The following is a 24100-nucleotide window of genomic DNA, read 5'->3' as shown; positions in this document are numbered from 1 at the left end:
CTTCCGTGTCTGACATCTTCTCGGCCGCCCTCCATCACTGCACCCGCGCCACGCGCTGGCCTTTGCGCCTGTGCTGGATGAGCCTGCGCTGGCTGCTGCTGGGCCTGGCCCTGGTGTGGGGCCTGGCGGTGGTCGCGTGGTCGGTGCTGCACTGGGTCATTCTCCCGCACGCCAATGAGTGGCGCCCCTGGCTGGAACGGGAAGCCTCAAAGACCTTGGGGGTAGCGCTGCGCATCGGCCGCGTCACCGTGGAAAGCGGCGGCTGGATGCCCCGCATGGAACTGGGCGACGTGCAGGTGCTGGACCCGGCCGGCCGCCCGGCGCTGCGCCTGCCGCGGGTGGCGGCGGTGCTGTCGGCGCAGTCGCTGCTGGTGCTGCAGCCGCGGTTTTCCCAGTTGCTGGTGGATGCGCCGGAGCTGGTGATCCGCCGCGACGCCCAAGGCCGCATCTTCATCGCCGGCCTGGACGTGAACGAGGCCGACAAGACCGACGCCAGCACCACCGAAGCCGGCATGGACTGGCTCTTCAGCCAGCCCGAGCTGGCCATCGTGCGCGGCCGCGTGCGCTGGGTGGATGAAAAGCGCGCCGAGGCGCAGCCGCTGGAGCTGTCGGACCTGAACTTCGTGATGCGCAACAGCCTGCGCCGCCACGCGCTGCGGCTGGACGCCACGCCGCCGGCCGACTGGGGCCAGCGCTTCTCGGTGCGTGGCCAGTTCACGCAGGCGCTCTTGCAGCGCCCGGGCGACTTCCAGCACTGGAGCGGTCAGCTGTACGCCGACCTGCCGCGGGCCGACCTGCGCCAGCTGCGCCGGCACGTGGACCTGCCGTTTCAGCTCACCGAGGGCGACGGCGCGGTGCGCGCCTGGGGCCAGATCAAGGACGGCCAGCCCGTGGGCGCGACGCTGGACATGGCCTTGCGCGCGGTGCGGCTGCGGCTGCTGAACGGCGCGCCGGAGCTGGACCTGGACCACATCGAGGGTCGGCTGGACCTGTCCCGCACCGCCAAGGGTCTGAGCCTGCAGGCGCGCCAGCTGGGCTTTGTCAGTGGCGACGGCGTGACCTGGCCGCGCTCGGACTGGGGCGTGAGCCTGCAACTGGGCCGCGGCGCCCAGCAGGAAGACACGGTGCTGGGCGGCGAGGTGAACGCCCAGCGGCTGGACTTTGCGCTGATGGCGCAGATCGCGCAGCGGCTGCCCCTGGGTGAACGTGCCCACCAGGTGCTGACCGAGCTCGAGCCGCGCGGCGTGCTGACCGCCCTGACCGGCCAATGGCAGGGCCCGCTGGACGCCCCGCGCAGCTACCGCGTGCAGGCGCAGCTGGACGGCCTGGGCGTGGCGCCCAAACCGGCGGACACGCCCGGCCGCATCGGCCGCCCTGGCCTGCAAGGCGCCAGCCTGGCGCTGGACGCGAATGAACGCGGCGGCCAGGCCCGGTTGACCGTGCAAGACGGCCAGGTTGAACTGCCGGGGCTGTTTGAAGACCCGCGCCTGCCGATCTCGCGGCTCAGCACGCAAATGAGCTGGACGCTGCCCGCCGCCGGCGCGAAGGCGCCCGCCGAGGTGGAGTTGCGCCTGCGCGACCTGCAACTGCAAACGCCCGACCTGAGCGGCGAGTTCGACGTGGCCTGGCGGCGGCCGGCGAGTGCCACCACGCCGGGCTTTCTGGACCTGAGCGGCCGGGTGCAGCGGGTGGAGGCCACCCGGGTGGCCCGCTACATCCCGCAAAGCCTGCCCAACACGCGCAGCTATGTGTCGCGCGCCATCCTGGCCGGCGAGGCGCGCAACACCAGCGTGCGGCTGAAGGGCGAGCTGGCCGAGTTTCCGTTCGATGCGCCCAAGTCCAGCGGCATCTTCCGCGTGGCCACGCAGGCCCAGGGCGTGACGCTGGCCTACGTGCCGCCGGCGGACGGGGCTGCACCCACCTGGCCGGCGCTGGAGGCGGTGGACGCGGAACTGGTGTTCGAGCGCGCCGGCATGGCCATTCGCGACGGCCGGGCCAAGGTGCTGGGCTATGAGCTCACCGGCGTGAGCGGCGGCATCAAGGACCTGCACCACGGCCGCGTGCTGCAGCTGGACGGCGCTGGCCGCGGCGCGGGCACCGACCTGCTGCGCTTCGTGCGGGCCTCGCCGCTGGACGAGTGGCTGGGCCATGCGCTCAGCACCACCACCGCGCCTGGGCCGGTCGGGTTGCGTCTGGGCTTGACGATTCCGCTCGACGACACCGCGCAGACCGCCGTGAAAGGCCAGCTGCAGCTGGCGGGGGGGGACCTGAAGCTGCGGCCCGAGCTGCCGCCGCTGGGCGCCGTGCGCGGCCGGCTGGACTTCGACCGCCGGGGCCTGCAGCTGGCCGGCGTGACGGCGCGGCTGCTGGGCGGCGACGCGAGCATCGAGGGCGGCACGCAGCGCGACGGCGGATTGCGCTTTGCCGTGCAGGGCCAGGCCACGGCCGACGGCCTTCGCCGTGCGACCGAGCTGGGTGCGGTGGCGCGCCTGGCCCAGGCGGCCAGCGGCCAGGCGGCCTACCGCTTCCAGCTGGCGATTCCGTCTGGGGGGGCCAGCGAGTTGAGCGTGAGCAGCAATCTGCAAGGCCTGGCGCTGGACCTGCCAGCCCCCGGCCGCAAAGAGGCCGACACGGTGCTGCCGCTGCGCCTGCTGATGACGCCCACCGCCGCGGGCCGCGACGAGCTGCGCCTGGAGGTGGGCCACGGCGGCACCCCGCTGCTGCAAGCGCAGCTGCAGCGCGATGTGTCGGGCGCCAGCTCGCAGGTGCTGCGCGGCGCGCTGGCGGTGCAAGACAAGCTGCCCGCGCTGCCGGCCAGCGGCGTGCTGCTGCAGGTGAACACCGCCGCGCTGGACCTGGACGCCTGGCAGCAGCGGCTGAGCGCCTTGACGAGCGCCGCCGTCACCGGTGCGGCGGGGAGTGAGGGCGACGACGTGGGCCTGCTGCCCAGCCAGATCGCGCTGCGCAGCCAGGCGCTGAAGGTGGCGGGCCGGTCGCTGGGTCGGGCCTCGGCCCAGGTCACGCGCGACGGCGCGCACTGGCGCGTGCAGGTGGATGCCGAGCAGATCGCCGGTCGCATCGATCTGCGCGGTGTGCGCGGTGGCCATGTCGACACCGTGCAGGCCCGGCTGACGCGGCTGTCGCTGCCCAAGCAGGAGGTCGATTCGGTCAGCGATCTCATCGACCCGGCCAAGCCCGACGCGGCCGCGGGCCCGCTGCCCTCGCTGGACATCGAGGTGGACGACTTCGAGCTGCGCGGCAAGCGGCTGGGCCGGCTGGAGGTGCTGGCCCAGGCGCCCGCCGCCGCACGCGACTGGAAGCTGGAGAAGCTGCAGATCCAGTCGCCCGAGGCCAGCCTGCAGGCCAGCGGTGTGTGGACCGCACAAAAGGCCGGCGACGCGCTGCTCAAGCGCCGCACCCAGCTCGACTGGAAGCTGGACATCGCCGACGCCGGCAAGCTGCTGGCCCGGCTGGGCCAGGGCGAGGTGTTGCGCGGTGGCAAGGGCGTGCTGGCGGGCCAAGTGGGCTGGGACGGCTCGCCCCTGGCGCCGCACTACCCCAGCATGGCCGGCTCGCTGAACGTGCAGTTGGACACCGGCACCTTCCTGAAGGCCGAGCCCGGCGTGGGCCGGCTGCTGGGCGTGTTGAGCCTGCAGTCGCTGCCGCGCCGGTTGTTGCTGGACTTCCGCGACGTGTTCGCCGAAGGCTTCACCTTCGACGGCGTGACCGGCGACGTCAAGATCGCCGCCGGCGTGGCCCGCAGCGACAACATCCGCATCCGCGGGCTGCAGGCCGCGGTGCTGGTGGACGGCAGCACCGACTTGGCCGCCGAGACGCAGAAGCTGCGCGTGGTGGTGGTGCCCGAGGTGTCGGCCGGCGGGGCGTCGCTGGCGTACGCGGCCATCAACCCGGCCATCGCGCTGGGTGCCTTCCTGGCGCAGCTCATCCTGAGCCGCCCGGTCGCCGCGGCCAACACGCGCGAGTTCCACATCACCGGCACCTGGGACGACCCCAAGGTCGAGAAGGTGGAGCCGGCGCTGCCGGCCAAGGCGGCCAGCGGCCCCTGAGGCGCGGCTAGCATCGCGGCCATGAAAGTTGCCGCTTTGCAGATGGTGTCCGGCCCGGATGTGGCCGCCAACCTCGCCACCGCCCGCCGCCTGCTGGAAGACGCCGCCGCCCAGGGCGCGCAGCTGGCGGCGCTGCCCGAGTACTTCTGCCTGATTGGCGCGCACGATGGCGACAAGCTCGCGATCGCCGAGACGCCGGGCCACGGCCCCATCCAGGCGCTGCTGGCCACGGCCGCGCGGGAGCTGGGCCTGTGGGTCATCGGCGGCACGCTGCCGCTGAAGGGCGACACGCCCGACCGCGTGCGCAACAGCACCCTGGTGTACGACCCGAGCGGCGCGTGCGTGGCGCGCTACGACAAGATCCACCTGTTCGCCTTCGACAACGGCCGCGAGAGCTACGACGAGGGCCGGGTGCTGGAAGCCGGCAGCACGCCCACGGAGTTCCAGGCGGGCGAGGTGCGGGTGGGGCTGTCGGTCTGCTACGACCTGCGCTTCCCGGAGCTCTTCCGCACCTACGCGGGCTGCGACCTGCTGGCCGTGCCGGCAGCGTTCACCTACACCACGGGCGAGAAGCACTGGGAGCTGCTGCTGCGCGCCCGCGCGGTGGAGAACCAGTGCTACGTGATCGCGCCGGCGCAGGGCGGCACCCACCCTAACGGCCGCCGCACCTGGGGGCACAGCTTGGTCATCGACCCCTGGGGTGAGGTGCTGGCCGTGCTGCCGGAAGGCGAGGGCGTGGTGCTGGCCGAGCTGGACCCGGCGCGCCTGGCCCAGGTGCGCCAGCAGCTACCGGCGCTGGCCCACCGCAAGCTGTGAGCCGGGCGGCCGAGCCGCTCGGTTTCGCCGCTGGTGCCCGCGCTTTCCACCGTTCTTGCCCTTGGTTCCAGACCCCACCGCGATGACGCCCACCCCCCACGCTTCCCCCGCGGCCGTGAGCCGCACCCGCGCCTGGCTGGTGGTGCTGCTGGTGGCCCTGTCGGGCTACGGCAACTACTACTGCTACGACGCCATCGGCCCGGTGGCCGACCTGCTGCAGCAGCAACGCGGCTTCAGCGACGCGCAGATCGGTCTGCTCAACGCCATCTACAGCCTGCCCAACGTGGTGCTGGTGTTGGTGGGCGGCTTGCTGGTGGACCGGTTCGGCGCGGCCTTCATGACGCTGGCCACCGGCCTCGTGTGCCTGGCCGGTGCGCTGTTCACCGCGTTCAGCCCGGACTTCACCGGCATGGCGCTGGGCCGGCTGCTGTTCGGCATCGGCGCCGAAACCATGGGCATCGCCTCGCTCGCGGCCGTGGCCGATTACTTCCACGGCCCGGGCCGCAACGTGGCGCTGGCCATGGGCGTGACGCTGGCCATCGGCCGCATCGGTTCCTACAGCGCCGACATGTCGCCCACGTGGTTCGCCACCGCCTACGCCCAGGGCTGGCAGCCGCCGCTGGTGATTGCGGCGGTCATGGCCGTCACTTCGTGTGTGGCGGCGCTGGTGTACTGGGGCATCGACCGCGGGCCGCGCCGGGCGGGGCTGCTGCCCACCTCGCGCACCGGTGAGCCCTTCGTGTGGCGGGACCTGCTGCACTTCGGCCGCGCCTACTGGTATCTCTTGGTGCTGTGCGTGCTTTGGTACGCCGTGATCCTGGCGTTTCGCAGCACCTTCTCCATCAAGTACTTCCAGCATGTGCACGGGCTGGATCTGGCCGAAGCCGGCGAGATGAACAGTTATGTGTTCCTGGCCGCGGTGTTCGCCACGCCGGCGTTCGGCTGGCTGTGCGACCGGCGCGGGCGGTACGCGCCCTTCCTGATGTTCGGCGCCTTGCTGCTGCCGGTGGCGCTGGCGGTGCTGGCGCTGACACCCTGGAGCCTGTGGATCGCCACGGCGCTGATCGGCATCAGCTACTCGCTGGTGCCGGCCGTCATGTGGCCGCTGGCCAGCCGGCTGGTGGCGCCGCAGCGCCTGGGAACGGCGATTGGCCTGATGTGGGTGGTGCAGAACGCCGGCATCGGGGGCGCCAACGTGGTGGCGGGGTGGTTGAACGACCGCGCCGGCGCCAGCGCGACGAACCCGGCCGGCTACGACGCCATGATGGCCTTCTTCGGTGCCGCCAGTGTGGGCGGGCTGTTGTGCGCGGTGCTGCTGTGGTGGACGGCCGGCCGGCGCCAGCACGAGCTGCGCGGCTGAGGCCCCGGGGCCGGCCGCACAGCATCAAGGCATCAAGGTCGCAGGGCCACCAGGTCGCGCAGCATCAAGTCGATGTTGGCGCGCAGGGCGCGCTCGTTGGCGATGCGCAGTCGCTCGCTGGGCGACAGGATGGCCTCGCCCAGCCGGGCGTCTTCAGTGTTGGTGATGCGCCGCTGGTAGACGATGCGGCCGTCGTTGGCCTTGTCCACCAGGCTGTAGCGCACCGCCACGCCCACGGTCACGCCGGCGGCGGGGATCAGGGGCTGGTCCAGCTGCACCAGTTCGGCCTGCAGTTCGAAACGCGCGGCCGGCTGCGGCGCGAGGGACTTCATGCCCACGGCGAACAGCGATTCATCCAGCGCCAGCTGCATGGCCTCGGCGCTGACTTTGGAGCCCCACCAGCGCCCGGTCTCCTGGCCGCCCTGCACGGGGGCGGCGGCCACCTGGGCCTTCAGGGCGTCAGGCACCCAGCCGCGAATCTGCAGCGCGTCGGCCGGCGTCACCACCATGGGCAGTGGCTGGCTGGGCGTGCCGCAGCCGGCCAGGGTCAGACCCAGGCTCAGCAGGGCGGTGCAAAGGCAGGCAAGGCGGCGCATAGGCCTGAAATGCTAGGCGCCCGGCGGGCCGCCGGTGCGGGCAAAAGCGGGGCGGGGGCGGGGCAATTCGTCCCTGCGCTAGGGCGGCAAGGGCCGGACGTGCGGCCCGCGGCGCGTCAGCGCACGTCCAGCGTGTAGGTCACGGCCTGGGCCAGGTTGGGCAGGATGCCGCCGAAGTTCAGCGTGTAGCGGCCCGGCTTCAGCGGCCCGAACGCCACGTAATAGCCGTTGCCGGCCGCCGGGGCGTCGTCTTGCGGCGCCACCAGGAAGCAGCCGCGCGTGGCCTGGCGGTGGGCTTCCAGCCCGCTGTAGCGCCGGCCGTTCACCTCCAGCACCAGGGCCGCGGGCGCGTCGCTGTCTTCCTCGGCGCGCAGCATCAGCGAGGCACAGGCCTCGCGTTCGTCGTCCGGCGGCACGGCCAGCACATTCACAAGCGGGAAGAACAGCGTCTTGCCCGCCGGCACCCGGCACTGGCGCGTCACGCGGCGCGGGTCGTAGGTGCCGGCCAGAAACCACACCGGTCCGTTCTGGCCCTGCGCACAGCGGCTGCCGTCGTCGTCGGCCACGGGGCTGTCTTCCTCGTCGAACGACAGGGCCCAGTGCCACCAGCGCTTGGACCATTCCTCCTGCGTGGCGCCAGCAATCGGCTTGCCCGGGGCGATGAGTTGGGCCTGGGCGGCGGGGGCGAGGGCCAGCAGCAGGCTGAACGCCCCAATGAAACGGTGAGCGGCTGACATTCAGCCTCCAAACATCATGCGGTGGGCCAAGGCGCGCTTGAGCGGCGTGGCCGCTTCCAGCCCCGCCAGGGCCAGGCCGCGCAGGGCCGGCAGGCCGGGCAGGCGCCAGGCGAAGCTGCGGGCCAGGAAGTCGGTGGCGGCGATCATGGGCCAGCGGTCGGGGGCGCGTTGCCACTCCATGCGGGCGAGCGTCGCGTCCAGCGCCTGGCCGGTTTCGGCGCCGTGGCGCAGCGCGTCCACCAGCGCCTGGGCGTCGCGCAGGCCGAGGTTCAGGCCCTGGCCGGCCACGGGGTGAAGGGTTTGCGCCGCGTTGCCGATGCGCAGCGCCCGGCCTTGCAGCAGCCGGGTTTCGGCGTTCAAGCCCAGCGGGAAGCATTTCAGCGGCGAGATGCCCGTGAGGCGTGGCGCCACGTCGGGCAGTTGCTGCTGGATGACGGTCAGGCGCTGGGCGTCGGTCAGCGTGGCGATGTCGTCTTCGGCCTGCGGCAGGCACCACACCAGGGCCGCGCGGGGGCCTTCGGCGTCATCCGGCAGGGGCAGCAGCGCCAGCGGGCCGTTGCGGGTGAAGCGCTCAATCGCCAGGCCCTGCAGGCCCGGTGCGGCGAGCCGCAGCGTGCCCACCCAGGCGTTCTGGTGGTAGTCGTGGCTCAGGCGCTTGCGGGCCTGCTCGGCGAACACGCCGCCCTCGGCCACCACGGCCAGGTCGAAGCGCTCCACCACGGGGCCTTCCCCGCAGTCCAGTTCCACGCCGTCGGGCTGGGGGCGGATGGCGTGCACCACCGTGCCGAAGCGCGTGAACCGTTGGGCGGGCTGCTCGGCGGCCAGGGCCAGCCAGCGGGCTTGCAGGGGCGCCACCAGCGCGCCGTAAGGCAGCACCGCGCCCAGTTGGGGCAGGCCCTGCTCGGCCGCGCTGATGCGCACCTCGCCCGCCACCGGGGCCGGCGGAGCCTGGCTCACGTGCACGGTCTGGATGGCCTGGGCGCTGTCGGGCTCCCAGGCGCCCAGGCGCTCCAGCAGCCGGATGCTGCCGAGGTTGAGCGCCAGCGTGCGGGCGTCGCCGCGAACGTCGCGGTCCAGCGGGCGGGTGTCGAACAGGTGGATTTCGGTCGGCCCGAGCCGCTGGGCGGCCAGCAGGGCCAGCGCCAGGCCCGCAGGCCCCGCGCCGATGACGGCAAGCTTCATGCCCTCAACGATAGTTCATCGGAAGCGGTCGAGCACCCGGGTCAGGCTGCCGTCGGCCTGCATGGCGGCCAGCGCTGCGTCCAGCTGCGGCAGGCTCAGGCTGCTGCGGGGCGACAGCGCGCAGGAGGTGCGCAGCCGCGCGATCACCAGCGGCGGGTGCAGGTCCAGCGGCACCTCGCCGCGCTTGAGCAGGTACTCGAACGTGACCTTGCCGACGATGGCGTGCTCGATGCGGCCTGAGGCCAGCTTGCGCAGGTTGGTGACGAGGTTGGGCGCGTCGTCCCGCAGGAAGTTCGCGCCCAGCACCGCCTCGGCCTCGGGGTAGTGGAAGCCGGCCACGGTGCCCACGCGCTGGCCGGCAATGTCTTGCAGCTGGGTGACCGCGGCGTGGCGTGCGGCGGTGATGAGCAGGTCGCCGTCGTCGCGGTAGGGGCGGCTCCACAACAGCGGGCCAGGCAGCCAGCCGGGCATGTAGTTGCAGATCATGTCGGCCTCCTGGTCCTCGGCCAGGATCTGCGCCACGCGCCGGCGCGGCACCAGGCGAAAGCGCACCGGGCGGCCCAGGTGCTGGCCGATCTCCATGGCGAGGTGGTATTGCAGGCCGTCCAGCGCCTGCCCGTCCTTGAACAGGGCCTGCGGCATTTCGATGCTGCCGTCGATCAGCACCGTCAGCGGCGCGGGCTGGGCCGCGAGCGGCAGGGCCGCCAGCCCGGGGGCGAGCAGCAGTGCGCGGCGCGTCAGGCGGCCAGACAGGCTCATCGTTCACATCTCCCGGCGCGTTCGACCTCGCGCGCCTGGGCTGATTTTGGCGGGTGGCTGACACGACCGATCCGTGCCGCGTAAGCTGTCGCTTTTCCGCACTTTCGGTGCTTTGCTTCTTCTCACAGGACGCCCCATGCAATACCGCCGCCTCGGCCGTGCCGGCCTTCAGGTCTCCGAACTCTCGCTTGGCTCCTGGGTCACGTACCACAACCAGGTCGACACCAAGGCCGCCACCGAGATGCTGGCCGCGGCCTTCGACGCCGGCGTGAACTTCTTCGACAACGCCGAGGTCTACGCCCAGGGCGAAAGCGAAGTGGTGATGGGCCAAGCCTTCAAGGCGCTGGGCTGGAACCGGCTGGACTACATCGTCTCCAGCAAGTTCTTCTGGGGTCTGCAGCGCGATGGCGTGACCACCACCAACCGCAAGGACACGCTCAACCGCAAGTACCTGATGCAGGCGGTGGACGGCTCCTTGAAGCGCATGCAGCTGGAGCACCTGGACCTCATCTACTGCCACCGCCCCGACCCCCACACGCCCATCGAAGAAACCGTGTGGGCCATGAGCGACATCATTCGCCAGGGCAAGGCGCTGTACTGGGGCACCAGCGAGTGGAGCGCCGCCGACATCCGCGCCGCCTGGGACATCGCCGACCGCCACCACTTGCACAAGCCCGTGGTGGAGCAGCCCCAATACCACCTGTTCCACCGCAAGCGCGTGGAGCAGGAGTACGCGCGGCTGTACGACGACATCGGCCTGGGCCTGACCACGTGGAGCCCGCTGGCCTCGGGCCTGCTGACCGGCAAGTACCGCGGCGGCATTCCGGACGGCAGCCGCGGTGCGCTGGAGAACATGAGCTGGATGCGCGAGCAGCTGCAGGACAAGGCCCGCAACGACGCGGTGGGCCAGCTGGCCGAGATTGCGGCCGAGCTGGGCTGCAACACCGCGCAGCTGGCGATTGCCTGGGCCAACCGCAACCCGCGCGTGTCCACCGTCATCCTGGGCGCCAGCCGCATCGAGCAGCTGCACGACAACCTCGGCGCCCTGGCCGTCACGCCCAAGCTCACGCCCGAGGTGGTGGCGCGCATCGAGGCCATCACCGCGCCGCTGGCCCGCTGACCTCACGCCATGAGGAACTGCCGCGCGGGGAGGGCGCGAAGGTTTCTGTGCATGGTGGCCGGGTGGTGGGCCCTGGCCGCCCCGGCCGTGCCGCTGCCGCGTTTCGAGCGCGTGGCGGCCGACCAAATTCCCCGCGAGGTTGTGGCCGCCCTCGCGCAAGACCGCGACGGCTTCCTGTGGGTGGCCACGGGCGATGGGCTGGTGCGCTACGACGGCCTGCGCCTGCAGCCGCAGGAGGTCGCCGACGTTGACCGCCCCGCGCAGCGCAACCTGGGCTGGATTCGCGCGCTGCTGCCCGGGCGTGACGGCCGGGTGTGGATCGGCACCGAGACGCGGGGCCTGGCGGTGTACGACCCACGTGACGAGCGCATTCGGCTGGTGGAGCCGCCGGCGCCCGATGCGCCGCCCCGCCCCACGCTGATGGCCTTGGCCGAAGACCTGGACGGCGCCGTGTGGGCGGGCGGCCAGGCCGGCGGGCTGGCCCGGTACGACCCCGCAGGCGGCCCGCCGCGCGTGTGGGCCGCTGACGGCCGACCCGGCAGCCTGCCCGACGACGCCGTGCTGGCATTGCGCGTGGCGCGCGACGGCACCCTGTGGCTGGGCCACGGCGCGGGCCTGGCCCGCCGCTCGCCAGCCTCGGACGCCCCCTTCCAGCCCGTGGCGCCGGAACTCGACGGCCAGCGCGTGCAAGCGCTGTGGCTGGCGGCCGACGGCGCCCTGTGGGCCGGCAGCAGCGCGGGCCACCTGGTGCGCGTGGCGCCCGATGGCCGGCGCTTGGCCCTGCCGCCCAGCCCGGCCGGGGCGGTGGTGGCCCTGGCCGAGGCGCAGCCTGGCGTGCTGTGGGTGGGCCGGGCCAGCGGCATCGAACTGCGCGACGCGGCCACGGGCGCGCTGCTGCACTGGTTGCGGCACCGCCCGGGCGTGGACCACGGCCTGGGCGCCGACGGCATCACCGCCTTGCTGGTGGACGCGCGCGGCGTGCTGTGGGTGGGCGGGCTGGGCCTGGGCCTGCAGCGCAGCGACCCCACCCCCGCCGCCTTGTGGGTGCGCGGCGCGGACACCGACCCGGCCTCCGCCCTGGCGAATGCCAATGTGCGGGCGCTGCTGGCGCGGCGCGACGGCCGCGTCTGGGCTGCCACCGACACCGGCGCCCTGGCCGTGCTGGAGCCCGACCTGCGCACCCGAGGCCCGGGCCCGCAGGTGGCGGGCCGGGTGCTGACCCTGGCCGAGCAGCCGGACGGGCGCGTCTGGCTGGGGCAAGATGGTGTGCTGCAGGAGGTGGGCCCGGACGAGCGCCTGGGCCGCCGCCTGCCCTTTGCCGGCGGCGCGGCGCGACGCTTGCTGCCTGGGCGCGACGGCCGGCTGTGGCTGGCCGCGACCGACGGCCTGTGGTGGCTGCCCCCCGGCGGGGCGGCGCTGCAGCGCATGAACGGCCCCGATGGGCGCCCCCTGCGCGGCGAGGTGCACGCGCTGGCGGAAGACGACCCGGGCGCCCTTTGGGTGGCCACCTCGCGCGGGCTGCTGCGGCTGGCGCCCGGCGCCAACGCGCTGGCCGAGGTGAGTTCCCCGCCCGGCGAAGGTTTGGGCAACCCGGTGGTCATCGGCCTGCTGCACGACCGGCGCGGCCGGCTGTGGCTGGACACCGCCGTGTCGGGCCTGCACCGCCTGCGCAGCTGGGACGGCCGGCAGGCCCGGTTCGACCGCATCGGCGAGCGCCTGGGCGCCACCGGCCGGCCCTTCGGCGCCAACCTGCTGGAAGACGCCCGCGGCCGCATCTGGACGCAGATGCACGTGTACGACCCCACCACCGACCGCATAACGCCCCTGGGCCCGGCCGATGGCGTGCGCATCGGCATGCCGTGGTTCTTCTCGTTCGCGCAGCTGGCTGACGGCCGGCTGGTGTTTGGCGGCACGCGCGGCCTGCTGGTGGTGCAGCCCGAGGCCTGGCAGCCCGTGCGGGCGCTGCCGCGGCTGCAATGGTCGGGCGTGCAGGTGGACGGGCAGCCGGTGCCGGTGCAGGCCGCGCTGACGGCACCGGGCGGCCTGCCCCTGCCGCCGGGCGACACACGCGTGTCGGTGGACGTGGCCTTGCTGGATGTGGCGCACCCCGAGCAGCACACCTACCAGTACCGCGTGGACGGGCTGGACCGCGACTGGCGCACCGCGCTGCCGGGCCAGCGCCGTGTGGAAGTGCCGCCGCTGCGCCCGGGGCTGGCCACGCTGCGCCTGCGCGCGGCGGACGGCGCACCCGAGCTGCGCCTGCCGCTGCGCGTGGCAGCCCCCTGGTGGCAGCGGCCCTGGGCCCTGCTGGGCGGCATGGTGCTGCTGGCCGGCGGCCTGGCCGGGCTGGTGCGCTGGCGCACGCGCCACCTGCTGGCCCGCCAGCGCGAACTGGAAGCCCACGTGCGCGAGCGCACCCAGGCGCTGGAAGAGGCCAGCCTGACCGACCCGCTCACCGGCCTGCGCAACCGGCGCTACCTGCTGGAACGCATCGAGGCCGATTGCGCGGCCGCCCTGCGCCGCGCGGGCCGGCCGGAAGCCGACCTGCTGTTCTTCCTCATGGACATCGACCACTTCAAGACCCTGAACGACCGCCACGGCCACGCGGCCGGTGACGCCGTGCTCACGCAGATGCGCGAGCGGCTGCAGGCGGTGTTCCGCGCCGGCGATGCGCTGGTGCGCTGGGGCGGCGAAGAGTTTCTGGTGGTGGCCCGCGACAGCGACCGGCGCCACGCCGGCGAGCTGGCCGAGCGCTTGCGCCAGCAGGTGGCGGCCCAGCCTTTCGAGTCGCCCGTGGGGCCGCTGGCTGTCACGGTGTCCATCGGCTTCGCGGCGTACCCGCCCTGGCCGTCTCAACCTTCGGCCTTCGATTGGCAGGACACCTTGTCGGCAGCAGATGGGGCGCTGTACCGCGCCAAGTCGGCCGGGCGCAACGGCTGGGCAGGGCTGGAGGCGCTGGAGGCCGGCGATGTGGACGCGGCGCTGCAGGCCCTGCGCGACGGCCGCGGGCCGGGCCGCTGGCCGCAGAGCCCACCGCACGGCTGACACGGCTGACACGGCTGAATCGGCGACCGCGCCTGCGCCTGCGCCTCAGCCGGTCGCCGCACCCGCCCCGGTCACCGGCACCCACACGCGAAAGCAGGTGCCTTCACCCGGGGCCGACTGCACCTCGATGCGCCCGCCGTGTTTTTGCACGATGGAGAACGCCATCGACAGCCCCAGGCCCGTGCCCTTGCCCACCGGCTTGGTGGTGAAGAAGGGCTCGAAGATGCGGCGCTGCACCTCCGGCGTCATGCCGCTGCCGTTGTCGGCCACCTCCACCCACACCCAGTCCCGGCCGGACTGCGTGGCCACGCCGGTTCGCAGATCGATGCGGCCGCGCTGCCCGTCGGGCATGGCGTGGGCGGCGTTCACGATCAGGTTCAGGAACACCTGGTTGAGCTGGCCAGCGAGGCACAGCACCGGCGGCAGCGTGCCGTAGTCGCGCTGCACGTCGGCGCAGTAGCGCACCTCGTTCATGACGACGTTGAGCGTGGACTCCAGGCCGGTGTTGAGGTCGGCCTCCTGCCAGTCGGATTGGTCGACGCGCGAGAAGTCCTTCAGGTCGCGCACGATCTTGCGCACCCGGGCCAGTCCCTCTTCGCTTTCGTCCAGCAGCTGCGGCAGGTCTTCCGACAGGAAGGTCAGGTCGGTCGCGGCGCGCAGCGCGAGCAGGGCTGGGTCTTGCGTGGCCTGGCGGGCCGAAGCCTGGGCCAGCCGCAGCAGCTCCTCCACGTAGCGCCGCAGCGTGCCCATGTTGGAGTTGACGAAGCCGATCGGGTTGTTGATCTCGTGCGCCACGCCCGCAGCCAGCTGGCCGATGGAGGCCATCTTTTCGCTTTGCAGCAGCTGGTTCTGCGTTTCGGCCAGGCGCTCGTAGGCGCGGGCGTTGTCCAGCGCAATCGCACCGTAGGCGCACAGGTTGCGCAGGATGAGCAGCGCCTGTTCGCCGAAGGCCTCGCCCGCCGGCGCCCGGGCCGCCAGCAGCCCGGCCATGCGGCCGTTGACCTTGAGCGGCACCACGATGCGCTGCGGCCCGGCGTCGGCCGGCACCTGGCAGTCGTTGGCGTCCAGCAGCAGCTCGGCGCGGCGGCGCCAGCAGGCCTGCAACTGCGCCGCGCTGGCCGCGCTGTCGTTGGCTTCGGGCGGGGGGCTCAGGTCGTCGCAGGGCTGCACGCTCAGCGCGTCGCAGGCCACCAGCACGCGCAGGTGGCGCCGCAGCACCTCCAGCACGCCGGCGGTGCTGAGCTCGGCCGTGATCTCCTGGCCGATGTTGCCCAGTTGCAAGAGCACCAGGTGCAGGGCCGACAGCGCTTCGGCGCGGGCGCTTTCCACCTCGGCCAGCTTGCGCAGGTGGTCGCGCTCGGCCTGGTCACGCTCGTTGCGGTGCTGGGCGTGCAGCGCGGCGGCGCGCAGGTTGGCCTGGTCGTCAAACGCATGCTGGCGCACGGCGCCGGCTTGCATGGCCAGCGCGTAGGCGCGGCGGTGGTCGTCGGCTGCGGCGGCGCGTGCGGCGGCCGCCTCCAGCAGCTCGGCCGGTGGCCGGTAGCCGGCCAGCAGGTGGGCCACGCGCAGGGCTTCGTTCAGCCAGTGGGTCACGGCGGCGTCGTCGGCCCCCAGGCTGGCTTCGATGTCGGCCAGCACCCAGCACAGGTCCACCAGCGCGGCCTGCTCGGTTTGGGTTTGCAGCACGGCGTGGCCTTGCAGGGCGGCGTCGCGCGCGGGCGCCGGCCGCCCCAGCGCCAGCAGCGCCCGCGCACAGCCCAGGCTGGCGTCCACGTGCATGTCGCGCGAGTCGGCCGCCAGCGCGCGCTCCCGCAGCAGCTCGAAGTGCGCCAGCGCCAGCTCGGCGTTGTGGGAGTCCAGCTCGCAGCGGCCCAGGTATTTCAGCGCCAGCAGCGCCGAGCGGCTGTTGGGGTAGGGCAGCGAGAGGTCTTTGCTTTCCAGCAGCAGCTCGCGGGCGGCGCCGGTCTGCCCCATGCGGTGCAGCAGCTCGCCGGTCTGGGCCAGGGCCATGCTGAGCACCGCGGGCCAGTGCGCGGTGCGTGCCAGTTCCAGCGCCCGCTGGTGCCACTCCAGCGCATGGGCGTGTTCGCGCATGTTGCTGTAGGTGAACCCGAGGTTGGCCGCCAGCGCAATGGCGCGGCGCAGCTGGCCGGTCTGGCGCGACAGGCGGAATGCGCGCAGCAGCCATTCAGTGGCCGGGGTGTAGGCCGACGACAGGCCCTGCTGCAGGCCCCAGAAGTCGCACAGCACGGCGGCCTCGACTTCGCCCAGCGCGTCAGCGTCGGGCGGCAGCGCGGGCTGCCAGCGCCGGGTGGCCTCGGCCACGTCGCGGAACAGGTCGGCCCGGGCCAGCGAGATGGTGGCAAACACCACCCGGCGTTCATCGCCGATTTCGGACGCCAAGGTCGCGCAGCTTTGGAGGTGGTGGCGCAGCGCGTCGCCGTCGCCGTGGTCGGCCGCGATGTAGTGCGACACCCAGTGCACATCGCTGCGGCCGCGCAGGTCTTCCAAGGTCACGAAGGCTGCGTCGGCGGCCGCCAGGCGTTGGTGCGCCTCGTCGGCCTGCATGTTGTGCACGGCAGCTTCGGCCAGCACCAGCTGCATGCGGGCGGCTTCGCGCTGCTGTGCAGCGTTGGGGGCGGCGACGTCGGCGGTGCGGGCCAGCACCGCGGTGGCCAGCTCGGTGGCCCGCAGCGGGTCTTGCTGGCGCAGGGCCCAGGCCAGGCGGCTTGCGGTGTCGGGGGCGCCTGCGGGCGCGGAGGCTTCCAGGGCCTCCAGCTCGGCCGCGGTCAGGTACAGCGGCACGGCCAAGGCCCAGTCCTGCGGTTCGGCCTGTGCGGGGGCCGGCAGGGGAAAGGGTGCGACGGACAAGGTCTGCCTCCTTCCAGCGAACAGGTTGCGTTGCGCGCGCGGCGGTTCAGGTCGGACCGGCCACAGGCACCCAGACACGGAAGCGCGTGCCCTCACCCGGGGTGGAGTCCACCTCGATGCGGCCGCCATGTTTTTGCACGATCGAGAACGCCATCGACAGCCCCAGGCCCGTGCCCTTGCCCACCGGCTTGGTGGTGAAGAAGGGCTCGAAGATGCGGCGCTGCACTTCGGGCGGCATGCCGCAGCCGTCGTCGCCGACCTCTACCCAGGCCCACTCGCGTTCGTCTTGCGTGGCCACGCCGGTGGTCAGGCTGATGAGGCCACGCCGCTCGGTGGGCATGGCGTGCGCGGCGTTGACGATGAGGTTCATGAACACCTGGTTGAGCTGGCCCGCCAGGCAGCGCACGGGCGGCAAGGTGCCGTAGTTGCGCTTCACGTCGGCGCGGTACTTCACCTCGTTCATCACCACGTTGAGGGTGGACTCGACGCCGGCGTTCAGGTCGGCGTCTTGCCAGTCGGCGTGGTCCACGCGCGAGAAGTCCTTCAGGTCCTGCACGATCTTGCGCACGCGCGACAGGCCGTCCTCGCTCTCGTCCAGCAGCTCGGGCAGGTCTTCGGCAATGAACTCCAGGTCGGCCGCCTGCTTGAGGGCCACCAACTCGGCGTCGATGGGTTGCACCTCGCGCGTGCCGTAGGCCTGGATCAGCGCCAGCATCTGCTCGACATAGCGGCGCAGCGTGCCGAGGTTGGAGTTCACGAACCCGATGGGGTTGTTGATCTCGTGCGCCACGCCCGCGGCGAGTTGGCCGATGGAGGCCATCTTCTCGCTTTGCAGCAGCTGGTTCTGGGCTTCTTCCAGCCGCGCGTTGGTTTCCTGGATGTTGCGGTAGTTGCGCACCAGTTCTTCCTGCGCGCGCATCACCTCGCTGCGGTCTTGCAGCAGCCACCACATGCTGGGCGTGGTGCCGGCGTGGTTGGAGGCGTAGGCAATCATCTGCACCCAGATGCGCTGGCCGGTCCAGGTTTGCAGCCACATTTCGTGCACCAGCGAGGTGTTGGAGCGCAGCGCATTGGCGGCCATGCGGCCGAGGTCGTGGTAGTCGGCGTCGTCCAGGAAGAAGCGCCGCATCGGCAGCTCGGGCACGTTGGCGTCTTCGGGCAGGTCCAGGATCTGCGCGAATTTGCGGTTGCTGCGGTTGATCTGGAAGTCGCGCGTAGAGATGATGCCCACCGAGGCGTTTTCCAGGAAGGCTTCCAGCTCCTGGTGCGTGAGGCGCAGTTCAGCGGTGCGCTGGGCCACGGTGGACTCCAGTTCCGCCTGGTGGCGCCGCAGCTGCTCTTCGGCTTCGTGCCGCGCGGTCACGTCCTGCAGGGTTTCAATGGCGCCCATCACCTGCCCGCCCACGCCGCGCAGCGGGGCCGCGGTGACGTAGAGCCAGCGGCCGTGCGGGCCCAGCTCCGGAAAGAACCCCTCGAAGGCATAGCTGTCGGGCAGCAGCGGCGAGTGGTGCAGGCCGTCGCCGTAGTAGGTGGCGCCGTCGCTTTCCACGCGGCCGTCCACGATCAGTTGCGCCAGCGTGGGGCGGGCCTGCTCGGAGAACGCGCGCCAGGTTTCGTCGCCGCCCAGCATCTGGGAGGCTGAGCGGCCGGTGAGCTGCGCGCAGGCGGCGTTCCAGTGCGTGACGCGGTGGTTGCTGTCGATCACGTAGCTGGCGACCGGGCCGTTCTCCACGATCTGGTACATCACGCGGCCCACTTCCAGCAGGCTGTTCTGCACGTGGCGCATGTCGCTGAGGTCTTGGCAGGTCAGCAGCACCAGGCGCGGGGCGCCGGGCTCGCTGTCCAGCCGGCGGGCGGTGATTTCCAGGTGCCGGCTGCTGCCGCTGGCGGTGATGGCCTCGATTTCGATGGCGGGCGGCGCGTCGTCACTGTCCAGGCAGCGGCGGCCGTAGTCGCGCAGCTGCGCTTGCTGCGCTTCAGCGGCCCAGGCTTCCGGCGCCAGCAGGGCCAGCTCCTCGGCCGACCGGCCCAGCAGCCGCAGCATGGTGTCGTTGGCGAAGGCGATGTGCTCGCCGTCGTGGGCCAGCAGCGGTGCGCTCACGGCTTCCAGTCCTGCCCGCAAGCCGGGCGGCAGCATCCGGGCGCTGGGTGGGGGCAGGCGCGCGTTCATGACCAGCGGCTGTCAAGTCCGATCGGGTCCAGCACGTAGGCGCCGTCGCTGGTCCATTCCACCTGCGTGATGCCGGGCTCCAGCCGCTCCAGGCGGCGGCGCTCGGCCTCTTGCGGGCTGAGCTCACCCTGCACCAGGCGCTGCTGGTCGGCCAGCAGGCCGGTCTCCAACGCGCTGCGGTGGTCGTGCAATTCCTCGCGCACGGCGGCAAGCAGTTCCTCGTCCGTCCAGGGCTTGGACATGAAGCGCGAGATGCGGGCCGAGTTGATCGCGTCCTTCAGCCCGTCGAAGTCCGCATGGGCCGACAGGATGACGCGCCGGCAGCTGGGCTGCAGCTTGCGCAGGGCCGCCAGGAACTGGGCGCCGTTCATGCCGGGCATGCGGAAGTCGCTGATCGCCAGCGCGAACGGCTGTTCCAGCGCCCTGGCCAGGGCGGCCTGCGGTTCAGTGAAGACCTCGGTGCGCATCGCGGGCCACAGGCCGTCCGCCGTGCCGCGCCGCAGGGTGCGCGCCAGGGCATGCAGGATGGCCGGCTCGTCGTCGACCAGAAGCAGGGTGGGCGTGCTCATCGTGCGTTCTCCTAGGCCGCAACCGCGGTGCTGGCGGATTTGGGCATGTCGGTGCGGACGAAGAAGCTGACGTTCAGGCCCTCGCGTCGCACCAACTCGTTCAGCGTCCGGATGACGGCTGCGTCGAACATGTAGCCCTTGGACAGCAGCAGCGTGCCGCGCGGGCTGATGAGGTCGCGGCCCATCACCATGCCGGGCGCCAGTTCGTTCACCTTCACCTCGCGCATCGGCGGCTCTTGGGCCACGGCGTCGGCCATCACCTTCTTGAAGGCGTCCACCAGGGCGGGGCTGTAGTGGCTGCCCGAGGCCTTGATGATGGCTTCCTGCGCCTCTTCCGGCGTGTAGCGCTTCTCCGCCAGCCGGCCGGCCATCAGCCCCTCGTAGGTGGCCGCCAGGCCGATCAACTGGGCCTGGATGGGCACGTCGTCGCCGCTGAGGCCGTCGGGGTAGCCGCGGCCGTCCACGCGTTCCTGGTGCTGGCGCACCAGCCGCGACACGCTGCGCAGGTCGTTCAAGGGCATCAGCGCGGCTTCGGCCATCAGCGGGTGGCGGCAGTAGCGCTTGCGCTCTTCGTCGTCCATCGCCGAGAACGCCTTGCGCAGCATGCGGTCGGGCAGCCCGATCTTGCCGATCTCGCACAGCAGGCCGGCCGCGTAGCAATCGGTGCGCTGGCTCTCGCTCAAGCCCAGCTTCAGCGCCAGGCGCTGTGACAGCGAGCCCACTTTTTCAGAGAAGCCCGGCAGGCTGCCCTCGCGCAGCTCCAGCAGCCCGGCGAACACCTTGATCGACAGCATGAAGTTGGTTTGCAGCTGCTGATACGCCGCGCCCAGCATGTCGTTCACTTGCGAGAGCTCGGCCGTGCGCGAGGCCACGCGCTTTTCCAGCTGCGCGTTGTTGCCTTCGAGCTGGCGGTTCATCTCGTCGAGCTTGGCGTTGGCGGTTTGCAGCTGGTCGTACTGCTCGGCCGTCACCTTCTGCAGGATGCGGTTTTCGTGCGCCAGGCGGTGGCGGTCCAGCGCCTCGCGCAGGCTCAGCAGCAGCTCCTGGTCGTCCCAGGGCTTGGAGATGTAGCGGTGGATCTCGCCTTGGTTGATGGCGGCGATGGTGGAGCTGATGTCGGCATAGCCCGTCAGCAGCAGGCGCATCGCGTCGGGCCAGCGTTGCCGCACGATCTGCAGCAGTTGCGCGCCGTCCATCTGCGGCATGCGCATGTCCGACATCACGAGGTCGACCGGCTCCTTTTCCAGAATCTCCAGCGCCTCGGCGCCGCTTTCGGCCAACAGTACGCGGTGGCCCAGGGGGCGCAGCAGCCGGCGCAGCGCGCTGAGGATCGCGGGTTCGTCGTCCACGAACAGCAGCGTTGCCGGTGGTGCCGCCACCACGGGGGCAGCCGCCGCCGGTTTGGAGGAGGGAGCAGGGGGGGCAAGCGTCGTATCCATGATGCACTCCGACGGCTCAACGTTGGATTCACTGCAAGGCGAGCCGTGGCCCGAGTGTGCGCTTCAAATGATAGAAGCGCATCTTCTTAATTTGATAAAAACAACTCCGCGCGACGACTTCTTCACACTCGACCCGGCCGCTCAGGCGCCCGGCGGGGGTGAGTTTTCCCTTGAGGGGTAACGCCGGGATGGGCGCCCGCCCCCCTCGCCGAGAATCGCGACCCATGTGGAAGAGGGTGTTGCTCAATCGCGTGGGGGCCTGTGCGCTGGTGCTGCTGGGGCTGGTGCCGTGGGCGCAGGCCGTGGTGCCGCGCTTCGAGGCCATTGGCGAACCCGGTGCGGTGCGCGACAACGTCGTCTCCGCTCTGGCACTGGATGCGCGCGGCCTGCTGTGGGCCGGCTCGCCCGAGGGCCTGCTGCGTTTTGACGGCTACGCCTTTCGCCGCTACCCGCTGAGCGGGCCCGATGGGCAGTTGCTGCCCGAGCAGTTCGTGCGCGCGCTGCTGCCCGACCCGCGCGGCTGGATCTGGGTGGCCGCCGGCAACAGCGGCCTGGTGCGCATGGACGCCGCCACCGGCCGCTGGGACCGCTGGGCGCGCGACGGCAAATCCGCTGACGACGCCGCCCCCGCCGCCAACACCGTGCGCACGCTGGCGCTGGAGAAAGACGGCACGCTGTGGATTGGCGGCAGCGGCGGGTTGGACCGCTTCGACGTCAAGACCCAGCGCTTCACGCACCACCGCGGCCAGGAAGACGGCCTGCCCGACACCCGGGTGCAGACCCTGCTGGTGGACCGCCAGGGCACGCTGTGGATCGGCACCTGGCGGGGGCTCGCCCGCAAGACGCCCGACGGCCCCATCGAAACCCTGGATGTGGACCTGGGCGACCAGCTCGTCACCCTGCTGAGCGAAACCCTGGACGGCCGCATCATTGCCGGCACCGCCCAGGGCCGCCTGCGTGCGTTGTCGCCCAGCGGCCAGCCGCTGCCCTTCACCCGCGGCGCACAGCCCGGCGCCACGGCTGGCGTGTGGCCGGTCATGGCCATGGCCCAGCCGGATGCGGACGAGCTGTGGTTTGGCGACGCCTCCGGCGTGTCGCGCCGCCGGGCCACCGACGGCGCACTCATTGAGCGCCTGCCCGCCACCGGCGCGGGCACGGCCCCGCGCAGCGATGTGCGCGCCCTGCTGCGCGACCCCTCCGGCACCGTCTGGGCGGGCAGCTACGGCGGCGGCCTGATGCGCCACGTGCCACCGCTGCCGGGCCTGTCCATGGTGCGCGACGCCATGGGCGCCAGCGCCGGCGGGCTGGACGTGCGCAGCGTGCTGCAGCTCAGCAACGGCGAGATCTGGCTGGGCACGCTGGCCGGTGGCATTGAACGGCGCGACCGCAACCTGCAGCCGCTGGGCCTGATCGCCCCCACAGCCGGCGCCAGTGCCGGCGGCGGCCTGCCGCCCGGGCGCATCAATGCGCTGGGCCAAAGCAAGGACGGCTCCGTCTGGGTGGCCATCGACACGCAACTGCTGCGCTTCGACACCCAAGGCCGCTGGAAGGAAACCCTTCGCGCCGGCAACGCCGTGCCGCGGCGCTTCCATGCCACCGATGACGGGGCGCTGTGGATTGCCACGCTGGACGGCGTCATGCGCTGGACGCCCCAGCGCCCCACCATGCGCGCCGTGCCCACCGCCGGCCTGGTGGGCGGCACCGGCGAGGTGAACGCCTTTGCCACGCTGCCCGACGGCAGCCTGTGGGCCGGCGGCGCGGCCGGCCTGTTCCGCGTGGCCAAGCCTGGGGCCGACGAGCCCGTGGCCGAGTGGGTGCAGTCCGAAGGCCTGACCGGCCAGACCGTGCTGGGCATGGCCGTGGACCTCGCCGGCCGCCTGTGGGTGGACACCGGCACCGGCCTGCACCGCATGATCAGCAGCGACGCCCAGCGCGCCCGGTTCGAGGTGGTTGGCGCGTCTGACGTGGGCGGTGCGTTCGGCGCCAACCTGCTGTTCGACAAGGAAGGCCGCGTCTGGTCCCAGCGCAACATGTACGACCCGCGCTCGGGCGAGCGCCGTGAACTGGGTGCAGCCGATGGTGCCGACCTCGGCACCGGCTGGTTCCGGAGTTATGCCAAGCTGGACGACGGCCGCATGCTGTTCGGCGGCGCGCGCGGGCTGCTGGTGATCGACCCCGACCGTTTTGCGCCCTGGACGTACAAGCCGCCGCTGGTGATGGCGGAGCTTCGCGTGGACGGGCAGGAGCGCCCGCTGCCCACATCCGGCCCCGTGGTGCTGGCCCCGGGCGAGCGCGGGCTGAGCGTGGCGTTTGCGTCGCTGGACTACAGCCAGCCCGGCCGCAACCGCTACCGCTACCGCCTGGAAGGGCTGGACGGCGCGTGGGTGGACGCCGGCACCCTGGGCCGCCTGGCCGTGTACACCAACCTCGCGCCCGGCAGCTACCAGCTGCGCGTGCAAGGCAGCAACCGCGACGGCGCCTGGAGCCCGCACGAACTCAAGCTGCCCGTGGAAGTGCGCGCCGCCTGGTGGCAAACCCGCTGGGCGCTGGCCCTGGCCCTGGTGAGTGCCTGCCTGCTGGTGGCTGCCATCGTCAACGCCCGCACCCGCTTGCTGCTGCGCCACCGCCGCGTGCTGGAGCGCCGCGTGCAAGAGCGCACCGAGGCGCTGGAAGCCGCCACCGCGGCCCTCACCGCCAAGTCGCTGGAGCTGGAAGAAGCCAGCCTCACCGACCCGCTCACCGGCCTGCGCAACCGCCGCTTCCTGGACCGCCAGATGCCGGCCGACGCCGCCCTCACCGTGCGCCACTACGAAAGCGCACCGCACGAGACCGAGAGCGAGCAGGACCTGCTCTTCTTCCTGATCGACATCGACCACTTCAAGCGCATCAACGACGCCCACGGCCACACGGCCGGCGATGCCGTGCTCACGCAGATGCGGGGCCGGCTGGAGCAGGTGTTCCGCGCCACCGACTACCTCGTGCGCTGGGGGGGCGAAGAGTTCCTCATCGTCGCCCGCGGTACGCCGCGCAGCCGGGCGGCCGAACTGGCCGAGCGCGCGCGCCAGGCCGTGTCGGCCGAGCCCTTCATGCTGGACGGCGGCCTGAAAGTGGCGCAGACCTGCTCGGTCGGCTTCAGCGCCTTCCCGCTGTGCACGCGCCTGCCCCGCGCGCTGGATTGGTACGCCGCCATCGACCTGGCCGACGCGGCGCTCTACGACGCCAAGGAAAGCGGCCGCAACGCCTGGGTGGGCCTGCTGGACGCCCGCGCCGAAGACGACGAACTGCTGCGCCGCGACATGCGCCGCCCGCTGGACGCGTGGTCGGCCCGCGGGCGGCTCACGCTGCTGCGCTCGGCGCGCTGAACCAGCG

General features: G+C 72.2%; 14 protein-coding genes. 6 read left to right on the top strand and 8 right to left on the bottom strand.

All coding sequences use genetic code 11. The features are described 5' to 3' along the window. The first annotated feature begins 5 nt into the window (after positions 1-5). From ACG01O_RS14875 to ACG01O_RS14865, 3 genes are all read left to right on the top strand, one after another. Positions 6-4067 (top strand): YhdP family protein, encoded by a 4062-nt coding sequence (locus ACG01O_RS14875; protein WP_394385781.1) that lies wholly within the window; start codon positions 6-8, stop codon positions 4065-4067. 21 nt (positions 4068-4088) lie between these two features. Next, positions 4089-4883 carry a carbon-nitrogen hydrolase family protein gene (locus tag ACG01O_RS14870; RefSeq protein WP_394385780.1) on the top strand — a complete coding sequence of 265 codons (795 nt, stop codon included), beginning with the start codon at positions 4089-4091 and terminating at the stop codon, positions 4881-4883. 82 nt (positions 4884-4965) lie between these two features. Further along, on the top strand, positions 4966-6243 hold the full coding sequence (locus ACG01O_RS14865) for an MFS transporter (protein WP_394385779.1): 1278 nt from the start codon (positions 4966-4968) through the stop codon (positions 6241-6243). 32 nt (positions 6244-6275) lie between these two features. Here the strand turns inward: ACG01O_RS14865 and ACG01O_RS14860 are convergent, their stop codons facing one another. From ACG01O_RS14860 to ACG01O_RS14845, 4 genes are all read right to left on the bottom strand, one after another. After that, positions 6276-6839 (bottom strand): hypothetical protein, encoded by a 564-nt coding sequence (locus tag ACG01O_RS14860; protein WP_394385778.1) that lies wholly within the window; start codon positions 6837-6839, stop codon positions 6276-6278. A gap of 116 nt (positions 6840-6955) precedes the next feature. Further along, positions 6956-7576, bottom strand: a complete 621-nt coding sequence (locus ACG01O_RS14855; RefSeq protein ID WP_394385777.1) for a hypothetical protein — start codon at positions 7574-7576, stop codon at positions 6956-6958. Beyond that, positions 7577-8758 carry an FAD-dependent monooxygenase gene (locus ACG01O_RS14850; RefSeq protein ID WP_394385776.1) on the bottom strand — a complete coding sequence of 394 codons (1182 nt, stop codon included), beginning with the start codon at positions 8756-8758 and terminating at the stop codon, positions 7577-7579. 15 nt (positions 8759-8773) lie between these two features. Next, complete coding sequence (locus tag ACG01O_RS14845) at positions 8774-9517, bottom strand: substrate-binding periplasmic protein (RefSeq protein ID WP_394385775.1); 744 nt, start codon at positions 9515-9517, stop codon at positions 8774-8776. A gap of 136 nt (positions 9518-9653) precedes the next feature. On the opposite strand from ACG01O_RS14845, the gene ACG01O_RS14840 reads away from it, so the two are divergent. Further along, positions 9654-10637, top strand: a complete 984-nt coding sequence (locus ACG01O_RS14840) for a potassium channel beta subunit family protein (RefSeq protein ID WP_394385774.1) — start codon at positions 9654-9656, stop codon at positions 10635-10637. 51 nt (positions 10638-10688) lie between these two features. Then, positions 10689-13682: a ligand-binding sensor domain-containing diguanylate cyclase gene (locus ACG01O_RS14835; RefSeq protein WP_394385773.1), complete on the top strand. Its 2994-nt coding sequence runs from the start codon at positions 10689-10691 to the stop codon at positions 13680-13682. Between the two features lie 45 nt (positions 13683-13727). On the opposite strand, the gene ACG01O_RS14830 is transcribed toward ACG01O_RS14835, so the two are convergent. The 4 genes from ACG01O_RS14830 to nosR are packed head-to-tail and all read right to left on the bottom strand — an operon-like array spanning position 13728 to position 20731. After that, positions 13728-16553 (bottom strand): ATP-binding protein, encoded by a 2826-nt coding sequence (locus tag ACG01O_RS14830; protein WP_394385772.1) that lies wholly within the window; start codon positions 16551-16553, stop codon positions 13728-13730. A gap of 46 nt (positions 16554-16599) precedes the next feature. Continuing rightward, entirely contained in the window at positions 16600-18690 is a 2091-nt protein-coding gene (locus tag ACG01O_RS14825; RefSeq protein WP_394386348.1) for an ATP-binding protein, read from the bottom strand. Positions 18691-18719: 29 nt separating this feature from the next. Next, a complete protein-coding gene (locus ACG01O_RS14820) occupies positions 18720-19292 on the bottom strand; it encodes a response regulator (RefSeq protein WP_394385771.1) in 573 nt (190 codons plus the stop codon). An 11-nt stretch (positions 19293-19303) separates the two neighbouring features. After that, on the bottom strand, positions 19304-20731 hold the full coding sequence (gene nosR / locus ACG01O_RS14815) for a response regulator c-di-GMP phosphodiesterase, NosR family (protein ID WP_394385770.1): 1428 nt from the start codon (positions 20729-20731) through the stop codon (positions 19304-19306). Positions 20732-20955: 224 nt separating this feature from the next. Here nosR and ACG01O_RS14810 point away from each other — a divergent pair, with 224 nt between their 5' ends. Then, positions 20956-24093: a diguanylate cyclase gene (locus tag ACG01O_RS14810; protein ID WP_394385769.1), complete on the top strand. Its 3138-nt coding sequence runs from the start codon at positions 20956-20958 to the stop codon at positions 24091-24093. The last annotated feature ends 7 nt before the right edge of the window (positions 24094-24100 follow it).

Source organism: Pelomonas baiyunensis (genome assembly GCF_043555935.1).
GTDB classification, from domain to species: Bacteria; Pseudomonadota; Gammaproteobacteria; order Burkholderiales; family Burkholderiaceae_C; genus Pelomonas; species Pelomonas baiyunensis.
The sequence above is the reverse complement of the archived record's forward strand: the minus strand, read 5'-3'. Positions and strand labels throughout refer to the sequence as shown.

Bases quoted from the DNA above. Each gene is read 5' to 3' on its own strand.
- ACG01O_RS14810 (WP_394385769.1), top strand. From the start codon at position 20,956: ATGTGGAAGAGGGTGTTGCTCAATCGCGTGGGGGCCTGTGCGCTGGTG.
- ACG01O_RS14840 (WP_394385774.1), top strand. From the start codon at position 9,654: ATGCAATACCGCCGCCTCGGCCGTGCCGGCCTTCAGGTCTCCGAACTC.
- ACG01O_RS14820 (WP_394385771.1), bottom strand. From the start codon at position 19,292: ATGAGCACGCCCACCCTGCTTCTGGTCGACGACGAGCCGGCCATCCTG.
- ACG01O_RS14860 (WP_394385778.1), bottom strand. From the start codon at position 6,839: ATGCGCCGCCTTGCCTGCCTTTGCACCGCCCTGCTGAGCCTGGGTCTG.
- ACG01O_RS14825 (WP_394386348.1), bottom strand. From the start codon at position 18,690: ATGCTGCCGCCCGGCTTGCGGGCAGGACTGGAAGCCGTGAGCGCACCG.
- ACG01O_RS14855 (WP_394385777.1), bottom strand. From the start codon at position 7,576: ATGTCAGCCGCTCACCGTTTCATTGGGGCGTTCAGCCTGCTGCTGGCC.
- ACG01O_RS14845 (WP_394385775.1), bottom strand. From the start codon at position 9,517: ATGAGCCTGTCTGGCCGCCTGACGCGCCGCGCACTGCTGCTCGCCCCC.
- ACG01O_RS14850 (WP_394385776.1), bottom strand. From the start codon at position 8,758: ATGAAGCTTGCCGTCATCGGCGCGGGGCCTGCGGGCCTGGCGCTGGCC.
- ACG01O_RS14870 (WP_394385780.1), top strand. From the start codon at position 4,089: ATGAAAGTTGCCGCTTTGCAGATGGTGTCCGGCCCGGATGTGGCCGCC.
- ACG01O_RS14865 (WP_394385779.1), top strand. From the start codon at position 4,966: ATGACGCCCACCCCCCACGCTTCCCCCGCGGCCGTGAGCCGCACCCGC.
- ACG01O_RS14835 (WP_394385773.1), top strand. From the start codon at position 10,689: ATGGTGGCCGGGTGGTGGGCCCTGGCCGCCCCGGCCGTGCCGCTGCCG.
- nosR (WP_394385770.1), bottom strand. From the start codon at position 20,731: ATGGATACGACGCTTGCCCCCCCTGCTCCCTCCTCCAAACCGGCGGCG.